A 19,470-nucleotide genomic window follows, 5' to 3' on the forward strand; every position below is an offset into this window, starting at 1 on the left:
TTCCGCCGCGTCAAGCACATGCCTCCTGGCGCGTATCGATCCCGCTTCTCGAGTCAGGGCCAATAGTTCGACGCCCGGTAGTGGACGGCGCGTAAACGACGAAGGCCGCCACCCCATTGCGGGGGTGACGGCCTTGGCCGAGGGAGGTGCACCGGCGTTCGCCGATGCGGTGATGGGGTAGCTATTTACTACTTGACTCGCGGTTTGCGAAGCGCTGCTGGAGTAGCACTGCAACCACGATGATGATGCCCTTAGCGACAAGCTGAACGGACGTTGACATGTTGTTCTGCGTGAACACGTTGGTCAGCGTTGCGAAGAGGAGGACGCCCAGCACGGTGCCGCCGATGGTGCCGCGGCCGCCAATCAGCAGGGTGCCACCGACGACGACCGCAGCGATCGCGTCGAGCTCGTAGAGACCACCGTGAGTCGACGTTCCGGCGGTGGTGCGTGAGAGCAGCATGGTTCCCGCGATGCCCGCCGTTCCGCCACAAAGCATGTAGAGGTAAACGGTGTGACGGCGAACCTTGACACCCGCGAGGCGGGTGGCGTTCTCGTTGCCACCGATTGCCACCGTGCGGCGACCGAACGTGGTCCGGTTGAGGAGCACCCACGCCAGGATGGCGACAATCGCGAAGATCCAGACGACCCACGAGATTCCGAGGAAGTCGCTGCGGAAAAAGTCGAGGAAGCCGGAGTTGTTAACGACCTGGGTCTGGCGCTGCGAGATGAGCTCGGCCACTCCTCGGGCCGCCACGAGCATGGCCAGCGTGGCCATGAACGCGACCACCTTTCCGTACGCGATGACGAGTCCATTGACGAGCCCGGCGATCACGCCAACCGCGATCGCGACGAACACCATCAGCGGCCAGAATCCGGACGCAGCGGTCTGCACCGCGCCCAGGCTGGCGACGACAGTGGTGAGGCCTAGGACCGAGCCGACCGACAGGTCGATGCCGCCGGCCGTGATGACGAACGTCATACCGATAGCGACTACTCCGATGACGGAGGCGAGTCGCAGGATGACCAGGAAGTTGTCCACGTTCATGAACGTATCGCCGGCCGTCACGGCGCCCACGATGACTAGGACGACCAACGCGATCACCAGGCCGATGCTGCGTCCCGCGGCGCTGGCGAAGAAGCGCTTGCTATGGCTTTGAGTCGCGGACGAGTCGCCGACAACCGTAGAGGTGGCTCCCGCGACGTCGCTGCCGGGGGCTGGGGGGGTGGTGGTCGGCTCGCTCACGCGGCACTTCCCTTCATGACCAAGTCGAGCACGCCGTGCTCGGTGATTTCGGTTGCTGGTTTCTCGGCAATTACGCGACCGTCTGCGATGACGAGCACGCGATCCGCTAGGCCGAGTACTTCTTCAATTTCGCTGGACACCACGACGATGGCTGTGCCTGCCGCCGCGAGGTCGCGAATCAATCCATAAATCTCCATGCGTGCGCCAACGTCGACGCCGCGCGTGGGCTCGTCCAGCAGCAGCACCTTCGTGCCGTGGATAAGCCAGCGGGCAAGCATGACCTTCTGCTGGTTGCCGCCCGAGAGCGTGCGCGTGATGCGATTTGGCTCCGCTGGGCGCAGCTCGAGAGCCTTCATCTGTTCCTTGGTAGCCACGCGCTCGGCGCGCTCGTCGAGGAACGGCCCCTTTGCGAAGCGATCGAAGGTCGACAGGGTGGCGTTGCGGTAGATCGGCTCCTCGAGAAGCAGTCCCTGGCTCTTGCGCTCCTCGGGGGACAGACCCATGTCGGCCGCGACCGCGGCGCTGACGGATCCAGGCTTGAGGACCTTGCCTTCGACCGTGACGCTTCCCGATGACACCTTGCGTTCGCCGTAGATGGCCTCAAGGATCTCCGAGCGGCCCGAGCCGACGAGCCCGGCGAGGCCGATGACCTCACCCGCGCGCAGCGAGAATTCGACCCCGCTGAACTTTCCGGGGCAGCTAAGGTCGGTCACCTCGAGGACGATAGGCGCATCGGCGGGGATCGGCACTGCCGGGGGGAAGACGTTGTCGACGTCGGTACCGGTCATCAGCGAGATGAGCTTCTTGGTAGACGTTCCCTCTACGGGGAGCCCTGACGCGGTACTCGCGCCGTCCTTAATAACGCTGATCCGGTCGCCGATGCGCTCGATCTCTTCGAGACGGTGCGAGATGTAGACGATCGCGATGCCTTGGGACTTGAGCTCCGCGACAACGCGGAAGAGGTTGTTGACCTCCTCCGAGTCCAACACCGCGCTCGGCTCGTCCATGATCATCAGTTTGATGTCGTGTGACAAGGCGCGAGCCATGGCGACGATCTGTTTATTGGCTGCGGAGAGCGTGCCGACTTCCCTCTTGGGGGAGAGGTCGGGGTGTCCGAGCCGAGCCATGAGATCCCGAGTCGCCTTCGCGGTCTCGCGAGTGCTGAGGAAGCCTCCTCGTGCCAGCTCGTGGCCGAGGAAAATATTCTCCGCGATGGTGAGTCCATCAACAACGTCCAGCTCCTGGTACATCGTCGCGATACCGAGCTCGATGGCCGCAATGGGGTTGGGGAGAGTGACTACTTCGCCGTTCCAGCGGATTTCTCCGCTGTCCGGCTGGTGCGCGCCGGCGAGAGTCTTGATGAGCGTCGATTTACCCGCGCCGTTCTGACCAAGCACGCAGTGCACCTCACCCGGCAGGACGTCAAAATTGACACCCTTCAGGGCTCGAGCGCTGCCGAAGCTCTTGGTGAGCGCGGTCACTTCGAGTAATGACTTTTGTTGGTCGTCTTTGATCACGGCAAAAACATAACACAGTTGGCGCCTCTGCGGACAGGTCTCCGAATTTGCGCTCAGCAGCAACGTATTATGGGGGATTACCTGCTTTTACGCACAAATCGGAGCCGCCGACGCCCCGCCGGATCCAGATTTCCGTTGCCAAATAGTTATGATTATTCTCCGACAAAAGTTGCGTTCGGTCGACTTGCTTCTGCTACGTTGGCGTTGTCAGTGTGGACAACGCACATGGAAACGAGAACATCGTTTACGTGCGCATCTCGCTCCTTTAATTTCTGGCAAAGACGACAGTGAACCAAACAAGGAGGAAACATGATCACATCACGTACGAGGCGCATGCGAATTATGGCAGCAAGCGGTGCATCAGTCGCCGCTCTCGCACTAGTAGCAGGTTGCAGCTCAGACTCGTCAGACGACGCGTCGACTGCTCCTGAGGCCACCGGATCGATGGCGGCAGAAGCGGGTGCTGAGGCTGGCACCGGCGAGACGGTCGTTATCGGCTTCTCTGGACCTGCGGCCGACCACGGCTGGTTGGGTGCTATCAACTCCGCTGCCATCGCAGAGGGTGAAAAGTACGACGACGTTGAACTCCGGGTTTCAGAGGGCACGAACGACGCCAACCTGCAGATCAGCCAGATCGAAACCTTCATCAACGACGGCGTCGACGCCATCGTGTTGCTCCCCACGGACGGCGCTGCGCTGACCGAGGCCGCAACGAAGGCAATGGCTGCCGGTATTCCGGTCATCAACGTTGACCGCGAGTTCTCGTCCACCGACGCCTCGCGCGTCACGATTCTGGGCGACAACTACGGCATGGGAGTGAGCGCAGGCTCATATGTCTGTGCAGAGCTTTCCGACAACCCCGACGCGGTAGTTGCTGAGATCGCGGGTATCGACTCGCTTCCCCTCACGCAGGACCGTTCGGCTGGATTCGCAGATGCTCTCGCTGAGTGCGGTCTCGACGTGGACGCTCGCGTCGCGGCAGACTTCACCATCGCAGGTGGACAGGAAGTCACCGAGCAGCTGCTCTCCGCTAACCCTCAGATCGACGCGATCTGGAACCACGATGACGACCAGGGAATCGGCGTCCTCGCGGCCATCGATCAGGCTGGCCGTGACGAGTTCTTCATGGTTGGTGGCGCAGGATCGCTTAACGCGATGAACGCTATCCAGGCTGACGACAGCGTGCTCAAGGCGACGGTTATCTACCCGTCGACGCAGGCAGCTGACGGCATCGCGCTCGCCCGTCTCGTGGCTCAGGGTGGCAACATGCCCGGCCTCGCCTCGGCAGGTGTGCCCGTTCGCATCGTGCTCGACGCTCCCGTTGTAACCAAGGAGAACGTCGAGAACTACCTCGACATCGGTTTCGAGTCCTAGCAGGTTGAAGGGCGCTCATCCCCTAGGGGGTGGGCGCCCTTCGCCGACACCGCACCATCTATCTTTGAAAGTAGGACAGTATGTCAGGGCCGCTTCGCGTAGGAATGATCGGCAACGGTTTCATGGGTGCCGCTCACTCACAGGGATGGCGCGTCGCGCCCCGATTCTTTGATCTGCCGGCTTTCCCGGAGATGACGGTAATGGTCGGCCGAGACGCAGCTAAAAATGAGCAGCTCGCGCAGAAGTGGGGCTGGGCCGAGACGGCGAAGGACTACCGCGAGGTGCTAGAACGCGACGACATCGACATCGTCGACATCGTCACCCCGGGCAACACGCACGCGGAAATCGCGATCGCGGCCCTGGAGGCAGGCAAGCACGTGCTGTGCGAAAAGCCGCTGGCCAACACGGTAGACGAGGCGCGCCGCATGGCCGACGCCGCCGATGCCGCCAGGGCTAACGGAGTATTCGCGATGGTCGGCTTTACTTACCGTCGCGTCCCCGCTGCAACGTTCGCGCGTGACCTGGTCGCGCGCGGCGCGGTGGGTAATATCCGCCAGATCCGCGCGCAATACCTGCAGGATTGGCTCATCGACCCCGAGGCACCGCTGACCTGGCGCATGAAGAAGGATCAGGCCGGCTCCGGCGCGCTCGGCGACATCGGAGCCCACGCTGTCGACATGGCTCAGTACATCACCGGCCTCACTCTCGATTCGGTCTCCGGCATCATGGAGACCTTCGTCAAGGAGCGCCCCGTGATGGGCGAGGGAATCGGACTGTCTGGAACGGCGGGCGAAGGCCGCGGCGAAGTGACCGTTGACGACTACGCGGCGTTCTCCGGACGTTTCAACAGTGGAGCGCTCGGAACTTTCGAGGCAACTCGCTACGCAACCGGACGCAAGAACGCGTTGCGCGTGGAGGTCGCGGGAGACAAGGGATCGATCCTCTTCGACATGGAGGACATGAACGCGATCCAGTATTACGACGCGACCGCGCCTGCCACCGAACTTGGGTTCAAGCGCATCTTCGTCACCGAGGCCGACCACCCTTACGCCGGTTCGTGGTGGCCGTCCGGTCACATGCTCGGCTACGAGCACGCCTTCTCGCACCAGGTCAAGGACCTGGTCGAGGCCATCTCCACGGCCACGCAGCCCACGCCGTCCTTCTCGGACGGCTATCAAATTCAGCGCGTACTTGACTCGGTTGAGCGAAGCTCCGCCAACGATAGCTCGTGGACGTCGACGGCCATCTAGGCCGCTGCACGTTGATCCCACAGAAGTAGACAAGAAAGGTAATTGCAATGGCGCGACCAATCACGTTGTTTACCGGCCAATGGGCCGACCTGCCCCTGGAAGAAGTGGCGCGGCTAGCGTCCGAGTGGGGCTACGACGGCCTCGAGCTCGCATGCTGGGGAGACCACCTCGATCCTTGGCGCTGGGATGAGCCCGGCTACGTTGAGGGCAAGCTCGCACTGCTCGAGAAGTACAACCTCAAGGTCTGGGCGATCTCGAATCACCTCAAGGGCCAGGCCGTCTGCGACGACCCCATCGACCACCGTCACCAGGACATCGTCGGCCCGCACGTGTGGGGAGACGGCGAGCCCGAGGGTGTCCGCCAGCGCGCGGCCGAGGAGATGAAGAACACCGCACGCCTCGCCGCAGCACTCGGAGTGAAGGTCGTTATCGGCTTCACGGGGTCCTCGATCTGGAAGTACGTGGCGATGTTCCCGCCGGTCTCGCAGGAGGCAATCGACGCGGGTTACCAGGACTTCGCCGACCGATGGAACCCCATCCTCGACGTGTTCGATGAGGTCGGGGTCAAGTTCGCTCACGAGGTTCACCCGAGCGAGATCGCCTACGACTACTGGACCACGGTTCGCACGCTCGAGGCGATCGGCCACCGCGAGGCCTTCGGCCTGAACTGGGACCCCAGCCACATGGTCTGGCAGGACATCGACTCCGTCGGCTTCCTCCTGGACTTCAAGGACCGCATTTACCACGTGGACTGCAAGGACACTCGTAAGCGCATGGACAACGGTCGCAACGGTCGCCTGGGCTCACACCTGCCATGGGCCGATGCGCGTCGCGGCTGGGACTTCATCTCCACCGGTCACGGAGACGTGCCGTGGGAGGACGCCTTCCGGATGCTCAACCACATCGGCTACGAAGGCCCCATTTCAATTGAGTGGGAAGACGCTGGAATGGACCGCCTTGTGGGTGCGCCTGAGGGACTGGCGTTCGCGCGCAGGCTCGCCTTTGATGCTCCTGAGGGTGCGTTCGACGCAGCCTTCTCGACCAAGGAGTAGCCGCGCAGTTTGTTTGACGGCCCGCCTCACCTTCGGGTGGGGCGGGCTTTCTCGTTCCCAATCCGGGAGGCGGGAGCTTTAGCGGCATGCGTCGACTCGGGATGCAGGTCGTCGTTCCTGCTGGGGAGCACATCTGACCGCTAGCCTCAATCTTGGGCGAGGCGGGCTTACCCGCGCCCGATGCCGTTAACATGGTGCATAAGTTGAGGTATCCGTGAGGGGGCAGGGAATGCGCAAGAAGTGCTTGATCGTGCGAGGTGGCTGGGAAGGGCACAACCCAATCGGCGCCACGAATCTTTTCATCCCCACCCTTGAATCCGCGGGCTTCGATCTAGACATCGAGGACACCCCCGAGGTCTATGCAGACGCCCCGACGATGAGCGGCTATGACCTTGTGGTCCAGTGCCTGTCGATGGTGAGCGCGACTGTCGACGAGGTAGATGGGCTTCGCAACGCGGTGGCCGCGGGTACTGGGCTTGCGGGCTGGCACGGGGGCATTGTCGACTCGTTCAGAGCGTCTTCTGACTACCTTCAGCTCATGGGTGCTCAGTTCGCTGCACACCCCCAAGAGGCGGTGAACAGAGGACGCCTCGACGTGGAGCCTTATCGCGAGTACACCGTGGGCATCACGCAGGCCGGATCCGAGCATCCCATCACGCGGGACATGCAGGATTTTGACATTTGCACTGAGCAGTATTGGGTACTGACGGACGGCTTGAATGAGGTGCTTGCCGACTGTTCTCTGGTGCCTGGGCCTGGAGACGAGTGGCATAGGCCGGTGACGATGCCCGTCGCATGGACGCGTCGGTGGGGAGCTGGGCGGATCTTCGCGACATCGCTGGGACACACGGTAGAGACGTTGTCGGATCCCAGGGTGCGACCGCTCATCGAACGCGGAATGCTGTGGGCAGCGCGCTAGGCGCGCCGGCTTCGAGCTAGGCGTCGTCGCGGACCAGTGCCTCGACCGAATCGACCGAGAGTACCTGCTGAATCGCCATGGCCGACGCGCCAGACACGGCGGCGTCCTGATTGCCGCGGGAGCTAACAATCTGCAGGTTGCCTGCGGCCATTGGCGTTGCCCGCGTGTAGATGACTTCCCTCGTGCCCGCGAGCAGGTGATCTCCCACGCTGGCGATGGGGCCGCCTAGCACGATGACAGCAGGGTTGATGAGGCTGACGCATGTCGTGAGCACGCGCCCGATGATCCGGCCGGCCTCGCGTACTTCCCGCACGGCGTCAATATCCCCACGGCGCACGGCGGCGACGATGTCAGCCGTGTCGTGGATGTCGGCTCCGCCGGCCCGCAACCTGGCCGCGATGGCGGGGCCCGCCGCGACGGCCTCGAGACACCCTCGCGAGCCACACCTACATTCCAAGCCGTCAGCCTCCGGCACCCAAATGTGCCCGATGTCGCCCGCGAGTCCCTGTACGCCTCGGTGGATGCTGCCACCGATGATGACTCCTGCGCCGACGCCAGTGGCCACCTTGACAAAAATCAGGTCGGCCACGTCCGTCCAATAGTCATGGTGCTCGCCGAGTGCCATGACATTCACATCATTGTCGACATAAGTGGGCACGCCGAATGCGTCGCTGAGGACGCCGGGCACGTCGAAGCGAGCCCAACCCGGCATGATCGGCGGATCCACGGGACGTCCAGTCTTGTGCTCGACGGGTCCGGGCAGTCCCACGCCAACCGCCCGCAATGTCATGCGGGCGCGATGCGGCTTGAACAGACGCCTTCCATTCTCGATTACCCAGCCCAGAATGATGTCGGGCCCTTTCGCGACGGCGATCTCCTCGTAGACGTCAGCGATGGTTGCGCCGTGGAGGTCCTTGAGTGCCAAATGCACGTGGGTAGCGCCGATGTCTACGCCAAGAACGGCATGCTGAGTTCCGTCGAAGGCGAACTGGCGCGAGGGGCGACCGCCGGTGGAAGCGGCATCGGCGACTGGGGCGATGAGGCGAACACGGAGCAACGCGTCGACGCGAGAGGCGACGGTGGACCTCGCCAGCCCGGTCAGGGTGGCCAGCTCTGAGCGCGTGCGCGGCTTGCCATCACGCAGAATTTGAAAGATCTCCGCCTGCGCGGCGCCGGTGAGGGCTTCTTGGCCGCGGGCATCAATCATGCTTCGATACTATCGCCCAGGGCCATTGATTGAGTGCAAAAGGGACACTGGTTGTCAACTTATGCTTGACCAGCGTCAAAAGTGTCGCGCTGGAGCGAGGTCGCTATTCCGACGCACTGGGTTCTGTTGGGCCGTGCTGGCGGGTGAGACGCCGCCAACGGCGATTCGCGGTGGGCACGGTGAGATGGGGGCGCTCTGCCGACCGGCGGGGACGGCGCAGGCGTAGTTCATAGGCGCGTCGTCTTGGCTGGGGGATGGTGAGGTGGAACAGGCGCCCCGACACCCGCATCGCGACCGTGACCAGCACTGCGAGCACGACCGCCAGAAACGGGCGCTCGAGCGTGTAGGTGATCGCGTAGACCAGGGCGCCGGCGAAACCAGCGATGGCATTGGGCGGGCCCACGTACATGATGGATGAGGGCCGGCCCTGCAGCATGTCCGCCAGAATCAGTCCGCCGATTGAGGCACAGGCGCCGATGAGGACGGAGGGCAGCAACTGCAGCCCGGCTAGTAGCGCCGCGTTGGCGCCGACACATGCGAACAGCCCAATCGCAAGGGAGTCCAAGACCCAGAGCGCGCGCTCCACCCGGCGCAGGTACACCAGAGAGACCGCGGCGATGACGGTGGCGATGCCAGCCGCGAGCAAGTAGGACGGGTCGCGGAAGGCTGCAGGTGGCAGGTTCCCCAGCAGGATGTCACGCACCAACCCGCCGCCAAAGCCCATCACGGCGGCCAGCGTGAACATGCCGACAAGGTCGACGTGGTCCTCTTCTCCTGCTCGAAGCGTTCCCACGAGCGCGCCCACAAAGACGGCGGCGAGGTTGATCGCGAGGGGGATCTCGAGCAGCGAGTAGTCGGTTGTCACGCGCCAAGCCTACGTGCGCGCGCGGCTGGGCCACGCGCGCACGTAGCGACTTAAGAGTCGCTCACTATGACGCCTGTCGAGTCGAACGAATACGACGGGATGAACTCGATGGTGATGTCGTCGACGTCCAGCCCGTCCGCACGCATCTGCGCGTACACGTTCTCGACGTCGGGCAACGGTGGCTCGCCCTTCACAATCACGTGGATCTTGCGATCTTGCAGTTGGGTTACCGACACGATCGACCACTTTGTCCCCGCCGTGGCATCGGCGACAAAGTCCTCCACTTTTGTGACGCGGTCCCTGTTGATGACGACCTGTGTTGTCGAGTAAGTGAGGGGACCGGCGACGATCAGCACCATCACTGCCGTGGTGATGTACGACTTGGCTCGGCGTCGGCGCTCAGCCTCCAGGTCCGGGGCCTCGAGCAACCTGAGCTTCGAGAACCCGTAGATCGCCATGATGATCGAGCCCGTTGCGAGGATCGCGGCGACGTTGGTCACAAACAGGAGGAGTGCGCCGAAGGCCTCGCCCCAGGCGCCAGATTCCATGGTGAGTCCGACGACGCACAACGGCGGCACCAGCGAGATGGCTATCGCTACACCCGGGAGGGTGTCGGAGATGTCGGAACGGATCAGCGCGATGGATCCGACAATTCCGGTCGCCAACGCGGCGAAGAGGTCGATGAGTCCGGGGGAGACGCGCGCCGCAACCTGGGGATTGGTGGCGGCGGTGACGTCCTGGAGGACGATGAGCCCGAGTACAAAGCCTACGAGCACCGCGGCGGTCGCCCCGGCGACCATCATCAAGACTGAATTGATGAGGTTGCGCCGGTCGCCAAGGACCGTCGCGAGCATGGTGCCCTGGATGGGCCGCATCAGCGGCGCGACGATCATCGCGCCGATCACCGTCGCGGTGGAGTTTGAGACGATTCCCGCGGTAGCGATGCTCGACGCGAGGATCAGTAGCAGCCAGAACCGTGTCTGCTGCGAGCGCACGGTGGGTCCCTGAAAGAACACCGCGTCGCGCATGTAGTCGACGGTGTTGAGTTTGGCCCCCCAGCGCGTGCTACGCGCCAGGGAGCCCCACTCGGTCATGCCGAAAGAAGCTTTGCTTTTGCAGCGGTGAACTCGGCGTCATTGAGGACGCCGGCGTTCTTCAGCTTGGCCAGCTCTTCAATCTGTGACAGCAGGTCGCTTCCGCCTGCGGGCGCAACAGCCGCCTGCTGAGCATTGAGCTGAGCCTGCATCGAGGCGATCTGCGCCTGCGAGTCCTGGACGGCCTGATCCTGCTGGATCTGGCCGTACTGAGCCTCCTGCGATGCCTGGGCTGCCTGAGCCTTGCCCTGCTGGCGGCGAGCTACGTTACCTGAAACAGCGGTTGCCGTACCAGCAACAACTGCCGTACGAGCCATGGTCCCTACGAGTCCGGGACGTCCCATCCTGCGGCGCATCTCTAGTTCTCCTCTTCTTCGAGTGCTTCGACGATGTCGAGCACTTCCTGCACGACCACTCCGGGAACCCGGATGGTGTCAATCAGTTCGCCGCCGGCGTTGGCCATTGCCGAGCGCAGTGGCTTGAACCAGGTGTGTTCGAAGACCAGGACGGCAGCCGCGGAGCCCACGGGGAGCGACTCGGTCAGGATGTCAATGTCCTCGTCGGAGATGAGACCGTCGACGCGGCTCATGAGGGCGGCGAGGCGTGCGACGTCGGTGCCGGGCTCGACCTGGTCGAGCTCGATGAACGTGGTCTCGTCCTCAGAATCCTTGCTGACGAACAAGCCATCGATGATGCTGATGGTCTCAGCGTTCACCAGCGTTTCGAGCTCCGCGAGGATCTCGCCGGTGAAGTTGCCGGACTCAAATCCGATCGTCATAATTTCAATGGGTCCGAGCGTCATAGAGCCAGCCTCCTCGTGGGCGTTTCGCGCGCGACGTGCGCGTCTACGATGCAGATTAGCGCCCCGGATGCCGCACCGCCAATGCGACACTCGCGCGGCGCCACGCGACCAGGCTGTAGTGCTGCGACAAACTCCGCTTTCGTGGTGTGTTGGGAGCCGCACCACCGGTGCTATCCTGGGAGGGCTTCCCCCGGAAGGCACCATGCCCCGGCGGATAGTGATCCCAGTAGCGAAGCGTCAGTGAACGACGTCGTACGCGCATACGCGATTCGTATTGGGAGTACCCGCACTTCTTTAGAGCCACCCGGGCTCGTGCGATGGAAGGACAAGCGTGACGAACACATCCGTAGCCGCAGATCAGACTGCGACTCTCAGCGCCATGAAGCTACCCCAGTTGCAGGCTCTCGCCTCCGAATTGGGTGTCTCAGGCATCACCAAGTTGCGAAAGAGTGACCTCGTCGACGCCATTAAGAATGGCGGCGTCGTGACACCTAAGGCTGAGGCGCCCAAGACTCAGTCTTCTAAGACTCAGGCGCCCAAGCAGGCCGCGCCAAAGGCGGACGCCTCCGCTAGCGAGACCGATGCGAAGGGCGACGAAGCAACCAAGCCCGCTCGCGGACGGGGCCGTACGCCCAAGAAGGCCCCCGTCGATTCAGTTCCAGCTGCGGCCGCTGACAACGGCGACGCGCCAAAGGCGCCTGAGCGCTCCGACAAGGGCGACGATGCCGACGAGCGCGCACGGCGTGCCGCAGAAGCGGTCGCCACCGCTGCCATCGGCGGCAAGAGCGATGCCGGCAAGAGCGAGTCCGAGGGCGAGGGCCAGCGCGGCCGTGGCCGTAGCAAGAACGGCGACCGCAACAACAGTGACCGCAACAACAGCGACCGCCACAACAGTGAGCGCAACAACAGCGACCGCAACAACAGCGACCGCAACAACAGCGACCGCAACAACAGCGACCGCCACAACAATGACGGCGGCAACAACGACCGTAGCCAGGGCGACAACACCCGTGGCAACAACAACGACCGCAACAACAATCGCGGCAACAACGACAGCATGGACGACGAGCGCGGACGCCGACGCCGCGGCCGTGGCCGTGGCCGCAACCGCACCGAGGGCGAAGGAATCGCCAACGCGCCTCGCGACGCCTATGACGACGACGACGTGCGCGACGACGAGGAACTCTCCCCCGTGGGCGGCATCGTCGACGTGCTCGACAGTTACGCGTTCATCCGCACCACCGGCTACCTACCTGGTAAGTCGGACGTCTACGTCTCGATGAACCAGGTACGCAAGTACGGACTGCGTAAGGGTGACGCAATCTCCGGAACCGTGCGCCCGCCCCGCCCGGGCGAGCGCGGTCAGCGTCAGAAGTTCAACGCCCTCGCGCACATCGACAAGGTCAACGGCCTGGACCCGGTCGCGGCTCAGGACCGTCCAGTGTTCGGCGACCTGACTCCGCTGTACCCGCAGTCACGCCTCCACCTGGAGACCGACCCACGCAACATGACCAACCGGGTGATCGACCTAGTCGCCCCGATCGGTAAGGGCCAGCGCGGCCTGATCGTCTCGCCGCCCAAGGCGGGTAAGACGCTGGTGCTGCAGTCGATCGCGAACGCGATCACCACCAACAACCCCGAGGTTCACCTCATGGTGGTGCTGGTCGACGAGCGCCCCGAGGAAGTCACCGACATGCAGCGCACGGTTAAGGGTGAGGTCATCGCCTCGACCTTCGACCGTCCCGCCGAGGACCACACCACGGTCGCCGAGCTCGCCATCGAGCGCGCGAAGCGCCTCGTCGAGATGGGTCAGGACGTGGTCGTATTGCTCGACTCGATCACCCGCCTCGGCCGTGCCTACAACATCTCCGCCCCGGCATCGGGCCGGATCCTCTCCGGCGGCGTCGATAGCTCCGCGCTCTACCCGCCCAAGCGCTTCTTTGGTGCTGCGCGCAACATCGAACACGGTGGATCGCTCACGATCCTCGCGACCGCGCTGGTCGAAACCGGCTCGAAGGCCGACGAGGTCATTTTCGAGGAGTTCAAGGGCACCGGCAACATGGAGCTCAAGCTCTCGCGGTCGCTGGCCGACCGCCGGGTGTTCCCGGCCGTTGACGTCAACGCGTCCGGCACGCGTCGCGAAGAGATCCTCATGAGCCCCGAGGAACTGAAGGTCATGTGGAAGCTGCGTCGCGTGCTCACCGCACTCGAGCAGCAGCAGGCCATCGAGTTGCTCCTTGGCAAGCTCAAGGAGAACCAGACCAACGCCGAGTTCCTGATGCAGGTAGCCAAGACCACCCCGACGCACGAGGAAAAGTAGCGCGGGAACAATTGCTCGCGCCAGAGCGTTTGCTCTGGCACAATAGAACGTTGGCCGTCCGGTTCACCGCACGCGAAGTACGCGTATGGACCCGGAGGCACCTTAAAGGGAGATTCATGAAGAACGATATTCACCCCGAGTATGTGACTACCACGGTCACGTGCACCTGCGGAAACACTTTCGAGACCCGCAGCACCGTCAAGTCCGGCACGATGAGCGCCGACGTATGCTCCGAATGCCACCCGTTCTACACGGGTAAGCAGAAGATCATGGACACCGGTGGTCGCGTCGCGCGCTTCGAAAAGCGCTACGGCAACAAGTAACAGCGATACCTGTAATACGACGTGGCCGAAGCCTTCGCTGCCGTCCAGCCTTTGCTGGACGAGTACGCCGACATCGAGAAGCAACTGTCCGACCCGAGCGTCCACGCGGACGCTGGGCGGGCACGCACGCTCGGCCGGCGATTTGCGGAGCTCGGCCGCGTCGTAGCAGCCCACCACGAGTGGGAAGAGATTCAGGGTGACCTGGAGGCGGCGAGGGAGATGGCTGCGGCCGATCCGGAGTTCGCTGCCGAGGTTCCGGGCCTCGAGGCACAGGCCGCGGCCGCGACGTCCAAATTGCGCAGCATCCTGATCCCGCGCGACCCCGACGACTCCCGCGACGTGATCCTTGAGATCAAGTCCGGCGAAGGCGGCGAGGAGTCCGCGCTGTTTGCCGGCGACCTCCTGAAGATGTACCTCAAGTTCGCGGAGAACAAGGGCTGGAAGGCCCAGGTTCTCGAAGCAACTGAGACGGACATGGGTGGCTACAAGGACATCTCTGTCGCCCTGAAGTACAAGGGAAACCCGCAGCCGGAAGACGGCGTGTGGGCGCAGCTTAAGTACGAAGGCGGAGTGCACCGCGTGCAGCGCGTGCCCGCGACCGAGTCGCAGGGACGCATTCACACCTCCGCAGCTGGCGTGCTGGTCTACCCAGAGGCCGAGGAGGTCGAGGAACTCAACCTCGACATGAACGAGGTCCGCGTCGACGTCTACCGCTCTTCGGGACCCGGCGGGCAGTCCGTCAACACCACCGACTCCGCGGTTCGACTCACCCACATCCCCACTGGGATCGTGGTGAGCTGCCAGAACGAGAAGAGCCAACTCCAGAATAAGGAGTCGGCGCTACGTATCCTGCGCGCCAGGATCCTCGCAGCTCAGAAGGAGGAGGCCGACGCCGAGGCCTCCGACATGCGCAAGTCGCAGATCCGTACGGTGGACCGCTCCGAGCGCATCCGTACCTACAACTATCCCGAGAACCGCATCGCGGACCACCGCACCGGGTACAAGGCCTACAACCTTGACACCGTGCTGGGCGGCGAGCTGCAGCCGGTGATCCAGTCCGCTATTGACCTGGACGAGGCCACCCGCCTAGCGGCGCACGAGGACTAGTCCAGTGGAGATCGCCGCGCTGCTGCGCGACACCACACAGCTTCTGAGCCGGGCCGGAGTGCCGTCGCCTGACGTCGATTCAGTGGCGCTGGTCGCGCACCTGCTGGGCGTCACCGGTAGCGAGGTACGGACCGCGGCCGCCCGCGGCGACGCGCTACCGGCCACCGCGGACCTCGATACGTTCGCCACGCGGGTGATGCGGCGCAGCGAGCGCGAGCCACTTCAGCACATCACAGGCATCGCGCATTTTCGCGACCTCGACCTCGAGGTTGGCGCCGGGGTATTCATTCCCCGGCCGGAGACTGAGACCGTCGCGCAGGCGGCTATCGACGCTGCACGGCGCCTGGGCCCTGGCCGTGACGGCATCGTGCGTGTCACGGATCTGTGTGCGGGCTCCGGCGCGATTGGCCTCTCGGTCGCGACCGAGGTTCCAGACGCGCGGGTGAGCCTGCTCGAGGCCAGCGACGAGGCCGCGGTGTACTTGCGCATCAACTCCCGGCGCCAGAGCGCGGAGGTCCGCGCCCGCGTCCGCACCATGATGGGCGATGCCCGCCGTTGCCTGCACCTGTTCGACCAGTGCGCCGACGTGGTCGTTTCGAACCCGCCGTACATCCCGCCCGGCTCCGTCCCCCGCGACCCCGAGGTGGCGGATTACGACCCCCCGCAGGCGCTCTACGGGTTGGGTGAGGACGGGCTCGACCTGCCTCGCGCCATCGTCAACGAGGCCGCGCGCCTGCTTCGCGTGGGGGGAGTGCTGGTGATGGAGCATGCTGACTCGCAGGGCACGGCGCTTCGCGAGTTCGTGGCGTCGTCTCAGTGGTGGGATGAGGTCGCAACGCATCAGGACTTGAACGGGCGCGACCGTTTCCTCGTCGCCACCCGCGTGGGCGTCTGACAGACTGGGACCGTGATTTACCCCTGCTCCGACCCCAGCGCGTGGGGTCCCTCGCTCGACGCCGCCGTGCACGCCGTTCAGCGTGGCGAGGTCGTGGTCCTGCCCACCGACACGGTCTACGGCGTCGCGGCAGACGCGTTCGCCCCCGATGGAGTGACGGCAGTCCTGGCCGCTAAGGGCCGCGGCCGACAGATGCCGCCGCCAGTGCTAATCCCCGATATTCGCACGGTCGACGGCCTCGCGCGCGAGGTTCCACCGTACGCCCGCGCCCTGATGGAGCGCTTCTGGCCCGGACCCTTGACCGTGATCGTGCTCGCGCAGCCGAGCCTCGCGTGGGACCTCGGAGACACGCACGGCACCGTCGCGCTGCGGGTCCCTGACCACCCCGCCGCGCGAGCTCTGCTTTCTCGCACCGGCCCGCTCGCCGTGACGAGCGCAAACCGCACGGGCCATCCGGCTGCCACGACGGCGGCCGATGCGCAGGAGCAGTTGGGCGCGGCCGTCGCCGTCTACCTCGACGGCGGTCCCAGCCCACTTGGCGAGGCGTCGACCATCGTGGATGCCACAAACCCAGCCGGACTGCGCATCGTCCGCGACGGGGGCGTGAGCCTGGCCGACATCGTCGAGGTTGTAGGCGAGGACGCGCTGCTGAAGCCTGACTCCGCGGAAGCCGACGCCGACACCCACGCCGACTCCGGTGCCGACTCGACTCCAGCCTCCGACGGCTCCGACGCGCCCTACGGCCCAGACGGCCCCGACGCGCCCGCGGCCGACCGCGGGGAAGAGCCCCGCCCGTGAAGGTCTACCTAATCCTGCTCGCGGTAGCGGCCCTCGTCTCCTACCTCGCGACCCCCTCGATGCGCCACCTCGCCATGCGGGTGGGCGCAGTCACCGCGGTCCGGGATCGCGACGTGCACTCGACCCCCACCGCGCGTCTCGGGGGGATCGCGATCTTCCTGGGCGTGCTGGCAGGCGTGGTCATCGCCAGCACCATCCCGTTCCTGAACGGCGTCTTCGACGCCTCGCATGCACCATGGGCGGTCGTCGCCGGCGCGGGAATCGTGTGCGCGCTGGGCGCGGCCGACGACATCTGGGACCTCGACTGGATGGCGAAGCTCGCCGGCCAAGTGCTAGCGGCGCTCGTCATGGCGTGGGGCGGCGTGCAGCTGGTCACCGTGCCCATCGCGGGTCTCACCATCGGCTCGAGCTACCTCTCGCTGATCGCCACCGTCCTCGTGATCGTGATCGCGATGAACGCCGTCAACTTTGTGGACGGACTCGACGGTCTCGCGGCCGGAATGATCGCCATCGGCGGTCTCGCGTTCCTCACCTACACGTACCTGTTGGCGCGCTCGGCGACGCCTGGCGACTACTCGTCGCTTGCCACGCTGATATTGGCCGTGCTCGTGGGGGCCTGCCTGGGCTTCCTGCCCCACAACATGTTCCCCGCGCGCATCTTCATGGGCGACTCGGGCTCGATGGTGCTGGGCTTGGTGATCGCGGGCGCCGCGATCATCGTGACCGGTCAGATCGACCCCGAGGTCGTGTCCGAGCGAGAACGGATACCGGCGTTCATCCCGATCGTGCTGCCGCTGATGGTGCTGGCGGTCCCGCTCATCGACATGGGGCTAGCAATCATCCGGCGGACGCTTCGCGGCGAGTCGCCGTTCGCCCCGGACGCGCACCACCTGCACCACGTGCTGCTGCGCGCGGGCCACTCGCACCGCTGGGCGGTGGGCGTCCTCTACGTGTGGACCGCGGTGCTCTCCTTCGGCACCGTGTCGCTAGTGTTCCTGCCCCCGGTTTGGGCCGCGCTGTGCATCGGCATCGGCGTCCTAGGCGCCGTGCTGATCACGTTTTCTCCGGGCCTGCGGAGGCTGTTCTCGCGCACGTGGCGCCGCGCGGGCGACTCCGCGGCACCCCTGCGGACCCTCACCCCGGAGGGTCACGCCCGCGTGCACGCCGGTGCCCGCGAAGACGCGCCGGACCAAGAAACCGTCGAAACATCCACCCCAGACGTAGCCCCCGAGGAGAAGTCATGACCCCCCAGCCACCAGCAGCCGATGGCAGCGGACTAGAGAGCACAGGGGCTACCGAGGCTCCGGCGACCGGCCCCGAGACGGCCGAGGCCCGTGTGTACCGGTTGGCGCTGGTGCGCACCGGTATTGGGCTCGGGATACTAGCCGTGCTCGCCATTGCCGTGGGCGCGGTAGTCGCTGGCGGCAGGGGCGTGGTTGCCGCGCTCGTGGGAGTAGCGGTCGCGGCGCTGGCGGGTCTCACGACCCAGGCGGCGATGGCGTGGGGACACAAGCGCTCGACCGACCAGATGACGATGGCCATCGCGGGGTCTTGGCTCCTGAAGATGATCATCATCGTCGCCGCGCTCCTGATCCTGCAGGGCATCGACGGTTTCCATAAGGAACTGTTCGCGGCCTTTGCCGTGACGGGCGTCTTGCTCACGCTCGCGGTGGACGTTTGGGTCCTTCGCGCATCCAGGGTTCCCTATGTCACCCCGGGTTCGAAATCCTCCGGCGCATAGGCTAGGCTTGCCCCAGTTCAGGGACCTCTCCCGACCCGCTACGGCGCGTGATCGGGACAAAAACCGTTGGAGTATTCGTGCGATTTCTCGCTCTTGATGGAGCCCTACACGCGGCTGTAGCGGAAACTAGCGACGCCGCGCAGAGCTCGAGCGGAACGCCGAGTTTCATGGAGTGGCTTTTCACCTCAGATGGATTCCATGCGCCCGCTATCACCGAGTTCTACCCGGAAGCCCTGGCATTCGCCGGTACCGTCTTCGAGTTCAACCGCATCGCGTTGGTCCGCATCATCGCGGCCCTCGTTGCGATTCTGATCTTCGGCCTCGTCGCACGTAACGCCAAGATCGTCCCGGGCCGTGGCCAGGCCGCGATCGAGATCGTGCTCGACTTCATCCGCATCCAGATCGTTGAAGAGGTGATGGGCAAGGAGCGCGCCAAGCGCTTTGTGCCGATCCTGACCACGCTATTCATAGCGGTGGTGCTGTTCAATATCACCGGCGTGATCCCGTTCCTGAACATCGCCGGTACGTCACTGATTGGTCTGCCGATCATCATGGCGCTGTGGGTGTACGTCATGTACATCACCGTGGGTATCAAGAAGCACGGACTGGGCGGCTACTTGAAGGCCAGCCTGTTCCCCCCGGGAGTGCCAAAGCCGATCTACCTGCTGCTGACGCCGATCGAGTTCCTGCAGGTCTTCATCCTGCGGCCCGCGACGCTCGCGCTACGACTAGCTGCCAACATGATGGCCGGGCACCTGCTGCTGGTGCTGTGCTTCGCGGCAACCCAATACTTCTTCTTCGAGGCCACTGGCGCGCTGAAGGCTGCGGGAGTAATCTCGCTCGCGGCGGGCTTTGGATTCACCCTCTTTGAAATCTTCGTCGCGCTATTGCAGGCGTACGTATTTGTCATGTTGTCGTCTGTGTATCTCAACATGGCGCTGGAAGAAGAGCACTAAACACAAG

At 64.4% G+C, this 19,470-nt stretch carries 19 protein-coding genes; 12 read left to right on the forward strand and 7 right to left on the reverse strand.

Features of this window, described 5'->3' with window-relative positions:
- Positions 1 to 181: 181 nt before the first annotated feature.
- Both ACQU6B_RS03100 and ACQU6B_RS03105 read right to left on the reverse strand, forming a co-directional pair.
- Positions 182 to 1,243, reverse strand: coding sequence for an ABC transporter permease (locus ACQU6B_RS03100; RefSeq protein WP_430868584.1), 1,062 nt, complete (start codon positions 1,241 to 1,243; stop codon positions 182 to 184).
- The gene (locus tag ACQU6B_RS03105) at positions 1,240 to 2,760 is read right to left on the reverse strand and encodes a sugar ABC transporter ATP-binding protein (protein WP_430868585.1); all 1,521 of its coding nucleotides are present in this window, start codon (positions 2,758 to 2,760) and stop codon (positions 1,240 to 1,242) included. Before ACQU6B_RS03105 ends, ACQU6B_RS03100 begins: the two co-directional genes overlap by 4 nt.
- A 309-nt stretch (positions 2,761 to 3,069) precedes the next feature.
- Between ACQU6B_RS03105 and ACQU6B_RS03110 the strand changes: the two genes are divergently transcribed.
- The 4 genes from ACQU6B_RS03110 (at position 3,070) to ACQU6B_RS03125 (ending at position 7,355) form a co-directional block, all read left to right on the forward strand.
- Complete coding sequence (locus tag ACQU6B_RS03110; RefSeq protein ID WP_430868586.1) at positions 3,070 to 4,134, forward strand: substrate-binding domain-containing protein; 1,065 nt, start codon at positions 3,070 to 3,072, stop codon at positions 4,132 to 4,134.
- 80 nt (positions 4,135 to 4,214) lie between these two features.
- Positions 4,215 to 5,384 carry a Gfo/Idh/MocA family protein gene (locus ACQU6B_RS03115; protein WP_430868587.1) on the forward strand — a complete coding sequence of 390 codons (1,170 nt, stop codon included), beginning with the start codon at positions 4,215 to 4,217 and terminating at the stop codon, positions 5,382 to 5,384.
- Positions 5,385 to 5,431: 47 nt separating this feature from the next.
- A complete protein-coding gene (locus ACQU6B_RS03120) occupies positions 5,432 to 6,436 on the forward strand; it encodes a sugar phosphate isomerase/epimerase family protein (RefSeq protein ID WP_430868588.1) in 1,005 nt (334 codons plus the stop codon).
- Between the two features lie 229 nt (positions 6,437 to 6,665).
- Positions 6,666 to 7,355 carry a ThuA domain-containing protein gene (locus tag ACQU6B_RS03125; protein ID WP_430868589.1) on the forward strand — a complete coding sequence of 230 codons (690 nt, stop codon included), beginning with the start codon at positions 6,666 to 6,668 and terminating at the stop codon, positions 7,353 to 7,355.
- A 16-nt stretch (positions 7,356 to 7,371) separates the two neighbouring features.
- Here ACQU6B_RS03125 and ACQU6B_RS03130 read toward each other — a convergent pair whose 3' ends face one another.
- From ACQU6B_RS03130 to ACQU6B_RS03150, 5 genes are all read right to left on the reverse strand, one after another.
- Positions 7,372 to 8,562, reverse strand: a complete 1,191-nt coding sequence (locus ACQU6B_RS03130; protein WP_430868590.1) for an ROK family protein — start codon at positions 8,560 to 8,562, stop codon at positions 7,372 to 7,374.
- Between the two features lie 103 nt (positions 8,563 to 8,665).
- A complete protein-coding gene (locus ACQU6B_RS03135) occupies positions 8,666 to 9,427 on the reverse strand; it encodes a trimeric intracellular cation channel family protein (protein ID WP_430868591.1) in 762 nt (253 codons plus the stop codon).
- Positions 9,428 to 9,477: 50 nt separating this feature from the next.
- Positions 9,478 to 10,521, reverse strand: coding sequence for a TIGR00341 family protein (locus tag ACQU6B_RS03140; RefSeq protein WP_430868592.1), 1,044 nt, complete (start codon positions 10,519 to 10,521; stop codon positions 9,478 to 9,480).
- Positions 10,518 to 10,838, reverse strand: a complete 321-nt coding sequence (locus ACQU6B_RS03145) for an SHOCT domain-containing protein (protein ID WP_430868593.1) — start codon at positions 10,836 to 10,838, stop codon at positions 10,518 to 10,520. The genes ACQU6B_RS03140 and ACQU6B_RS03145 overlap by 4 nt, the downstream gene beginning before the upstream one ends.
- Positions 10,839 to 10,879: 41 nt before the next feature.
- Positions 10,880 to 11,323: a DUF6325 family protein gene (locus ACQU6B_RS03150; RefSeq protein ID WP_430868594.1), complete on the reverse strand. Its 444-nt coding sequence runs from the start codon at positions 11,321 to 11,323 to the stop codon at positions 10,880 to 10,882.
- A gap of 379 nt (positions 11,324 to 11,702) precedes the next feature.
- On the opposite strand from ACQU6B_RS03150, the gene rho reads away from it, so the two are divergent.
- The 8 genes from rho to atpB all read left to right on the forward strand — a co-directional run bounded on the left by rho (position 11,703) and on the right by atpB (position 19,463).
- Positions 11,703 to 13,643, forward strand: coding sequence for a transcription termination factor Rho (gene rho, locus ACQU6B_RS03155; RefSeq protein WP_430869270.1), 1,941 nt, complete (start codon positions 11,703 to 11,705; stop codon positions 13,641 to 13,643).
- A gap of 116 nt (positions 13,644 to 13,759) precedes the next feature.
- Positions 13,760 to 13,966 (forward strand): 50S ribosomal protein L31, encoded by a 207-nt coding sequence (rpmE, locus tag ACQU6B_RS03160; RefSeq protein ID WP_430868595.1) that lies wholly within the window; start codon positions 13,760 to 13,762, stop codon positions 13,964 to 13,966.
- Between the two features lie 21 nt (positions 13,967 to 13,987).
- A complete protein-coding gene (gene prfA, locus ACQU6B_RS03165; RefSeq protein WP_430868596.1) occupies positions 13,988 to 15,073 on the forward strand; it encodes a peptide chain release factor 1 in 1,086 nt (361 codons plus the stop codon).
- A gap of 4 nt (positions 15,074 to 15,077) precedes the next feature.
- Entirely contained in the window at positions 15,078 to 15,968 is an 891-nt protein-coding gene (gene prmC, locus ACQU6B_RS03170; RefSeq protein ID WP_430868597.1) for a peptide chain release factor N(5)-glutamine methyltransferase, read from the forward strand.
- A gap of 12 nt (positions 15,969 to 15,980) precedes the next feature.
- Positions 15,981 to 16,766: an L-threonylcarbamoyladenylate synthase gene (locus tag ACQU6B_RS03175; protein WP_430868598.1), complete on the forward strand. Its 786-nt coding sequence runs from the start codon at positions 15,981 to 15,983 to the stop codon at positions 16,764 to 16,766.
- Entirely contained in the window at positions 16,763 to 18,010 is a 1,248-nt protein-coding gene (locus ACQU6B_RS03180; protein ID WP_430868599.1) for an MraY family glycosyltransferase, read from the forward strand. The genes ACQU6B_RS03175 and ACQU6B_RS03180 overlap by 4 nt, the downstream gene beginning before the upstream one ends.
- Positions 18,007 to 18,507, forward strand: a complete 501-nt coding sequence (locus ACQU6B_RS03185) for a hypothetical protein (protein WP_430868600.1) — start codon at positions 18,007 to 18,009, stop codon at positions 18,505 to 18,507. The genes ACQU6B_RS03180 and ACQU6B_RS03185 overlap by 4 nt, the downstream gene beginning before the upstream one ends.
- 77 nt (positions 18,508 to 18,584) lie before the next feature.
- A complete protein-coding gene (gene atpB / locus ACQU6B_RS03190; RefSeq protein ID WP_430868601.1) occupies positions 18,585 to 19,463 on the forward strand; it encodes a F0F1 ATP synthase subunit A in 879 nt (292 codons plus the stop codon).
- The last annotated feature ends 7 nt before the right edge of the window (positions 19,464 to 19,470 follow it).

The organism is Demequina aurantiaca, from assembly GCF_050598105.1.
GTDB classification, from domain to species: Bacteria; Actinomycetota; Actinomycetes; order Actinomycetales; family Demequinaceae; genus Demequina; species Demequina aurantiaca_A.

Coding starts and splice junctions, on each gene's coding strand:
- ACQU6B_RS03110 (WP_430868586.1), top strand. CDS start 3,070: ATGATCACATCACGTACGAGGCGCATGCGAATTATGGCAGCAAGCGGT.
- ACQU6B_RS03115 (WP_430868587.1), top strand. CDS start 4,215: ATGTCAGGGCCGCTTCGCGTAGGAATGATCGGCAACGGTTTCATGGGT.
- ACQU6B_RS03120 (WP_430868588.1), top strand. CDS start 5,432: ATGGCGCGACCAATCACGTTGTTTACCGGCCAATGGGCCGACCTGCCC.
- ACQU6B_RS03125 (WP_430868589.1), top strand. CDS start 6,666: ATGCGCAAGAAGTGCTTGATCGTGCGAGGTGGCTGGGAAGGGCACAAC.
- ACQU6B_RS03130 (WP_430868590.1), bottom strand. CDS start 8,562: ATGATTGATGCCCGCGGCCAAGAAGCCCTCACCGGCGCCGCGCAGGCG.
- ACQU6B_RS03140 (WP_430868592.1), bottom strand. CDS start 10,521: ATGACCGAGTGGGGCTCCCTGGCGCGTAGCACGCGCTGGGGGGCCAAA.
- ACQU6B_RS03145 (WP_430868593.1), bottom strand. CDS start 10,838: ATGGCTCGTACGGCAGTTGTTGCTGGTACGGCAACCGCTGTTTCAGGT.
- ACQU6B_RS03150 (WP_430868594.1), bottom strand. CDS start 11,323: ATGACGCTCGGACCCATTGAAATTATGACGATCGGATTTGAGTCCGGC.
- rho (WP_430869270.1), top strand. CDS start 11,703: ATGAAGCTACCCCAGTTGCAGGCTCTCGCCTCCGAATTGGGTGTCTCA.
- rpmE (WP_430868595.1), top strand. CDS start 13,760: ATGAAGAACGATATTCACCCCGAGTATGTGACTACCACGGTCACGTGC.
- ACQU6B_RS03185 (WP_430868600.1), top strand. CDS start 18,007: ATGACCCCCCAGCCACCAGCAGCCGATGGCAGCGGACTAGAGAGCACA.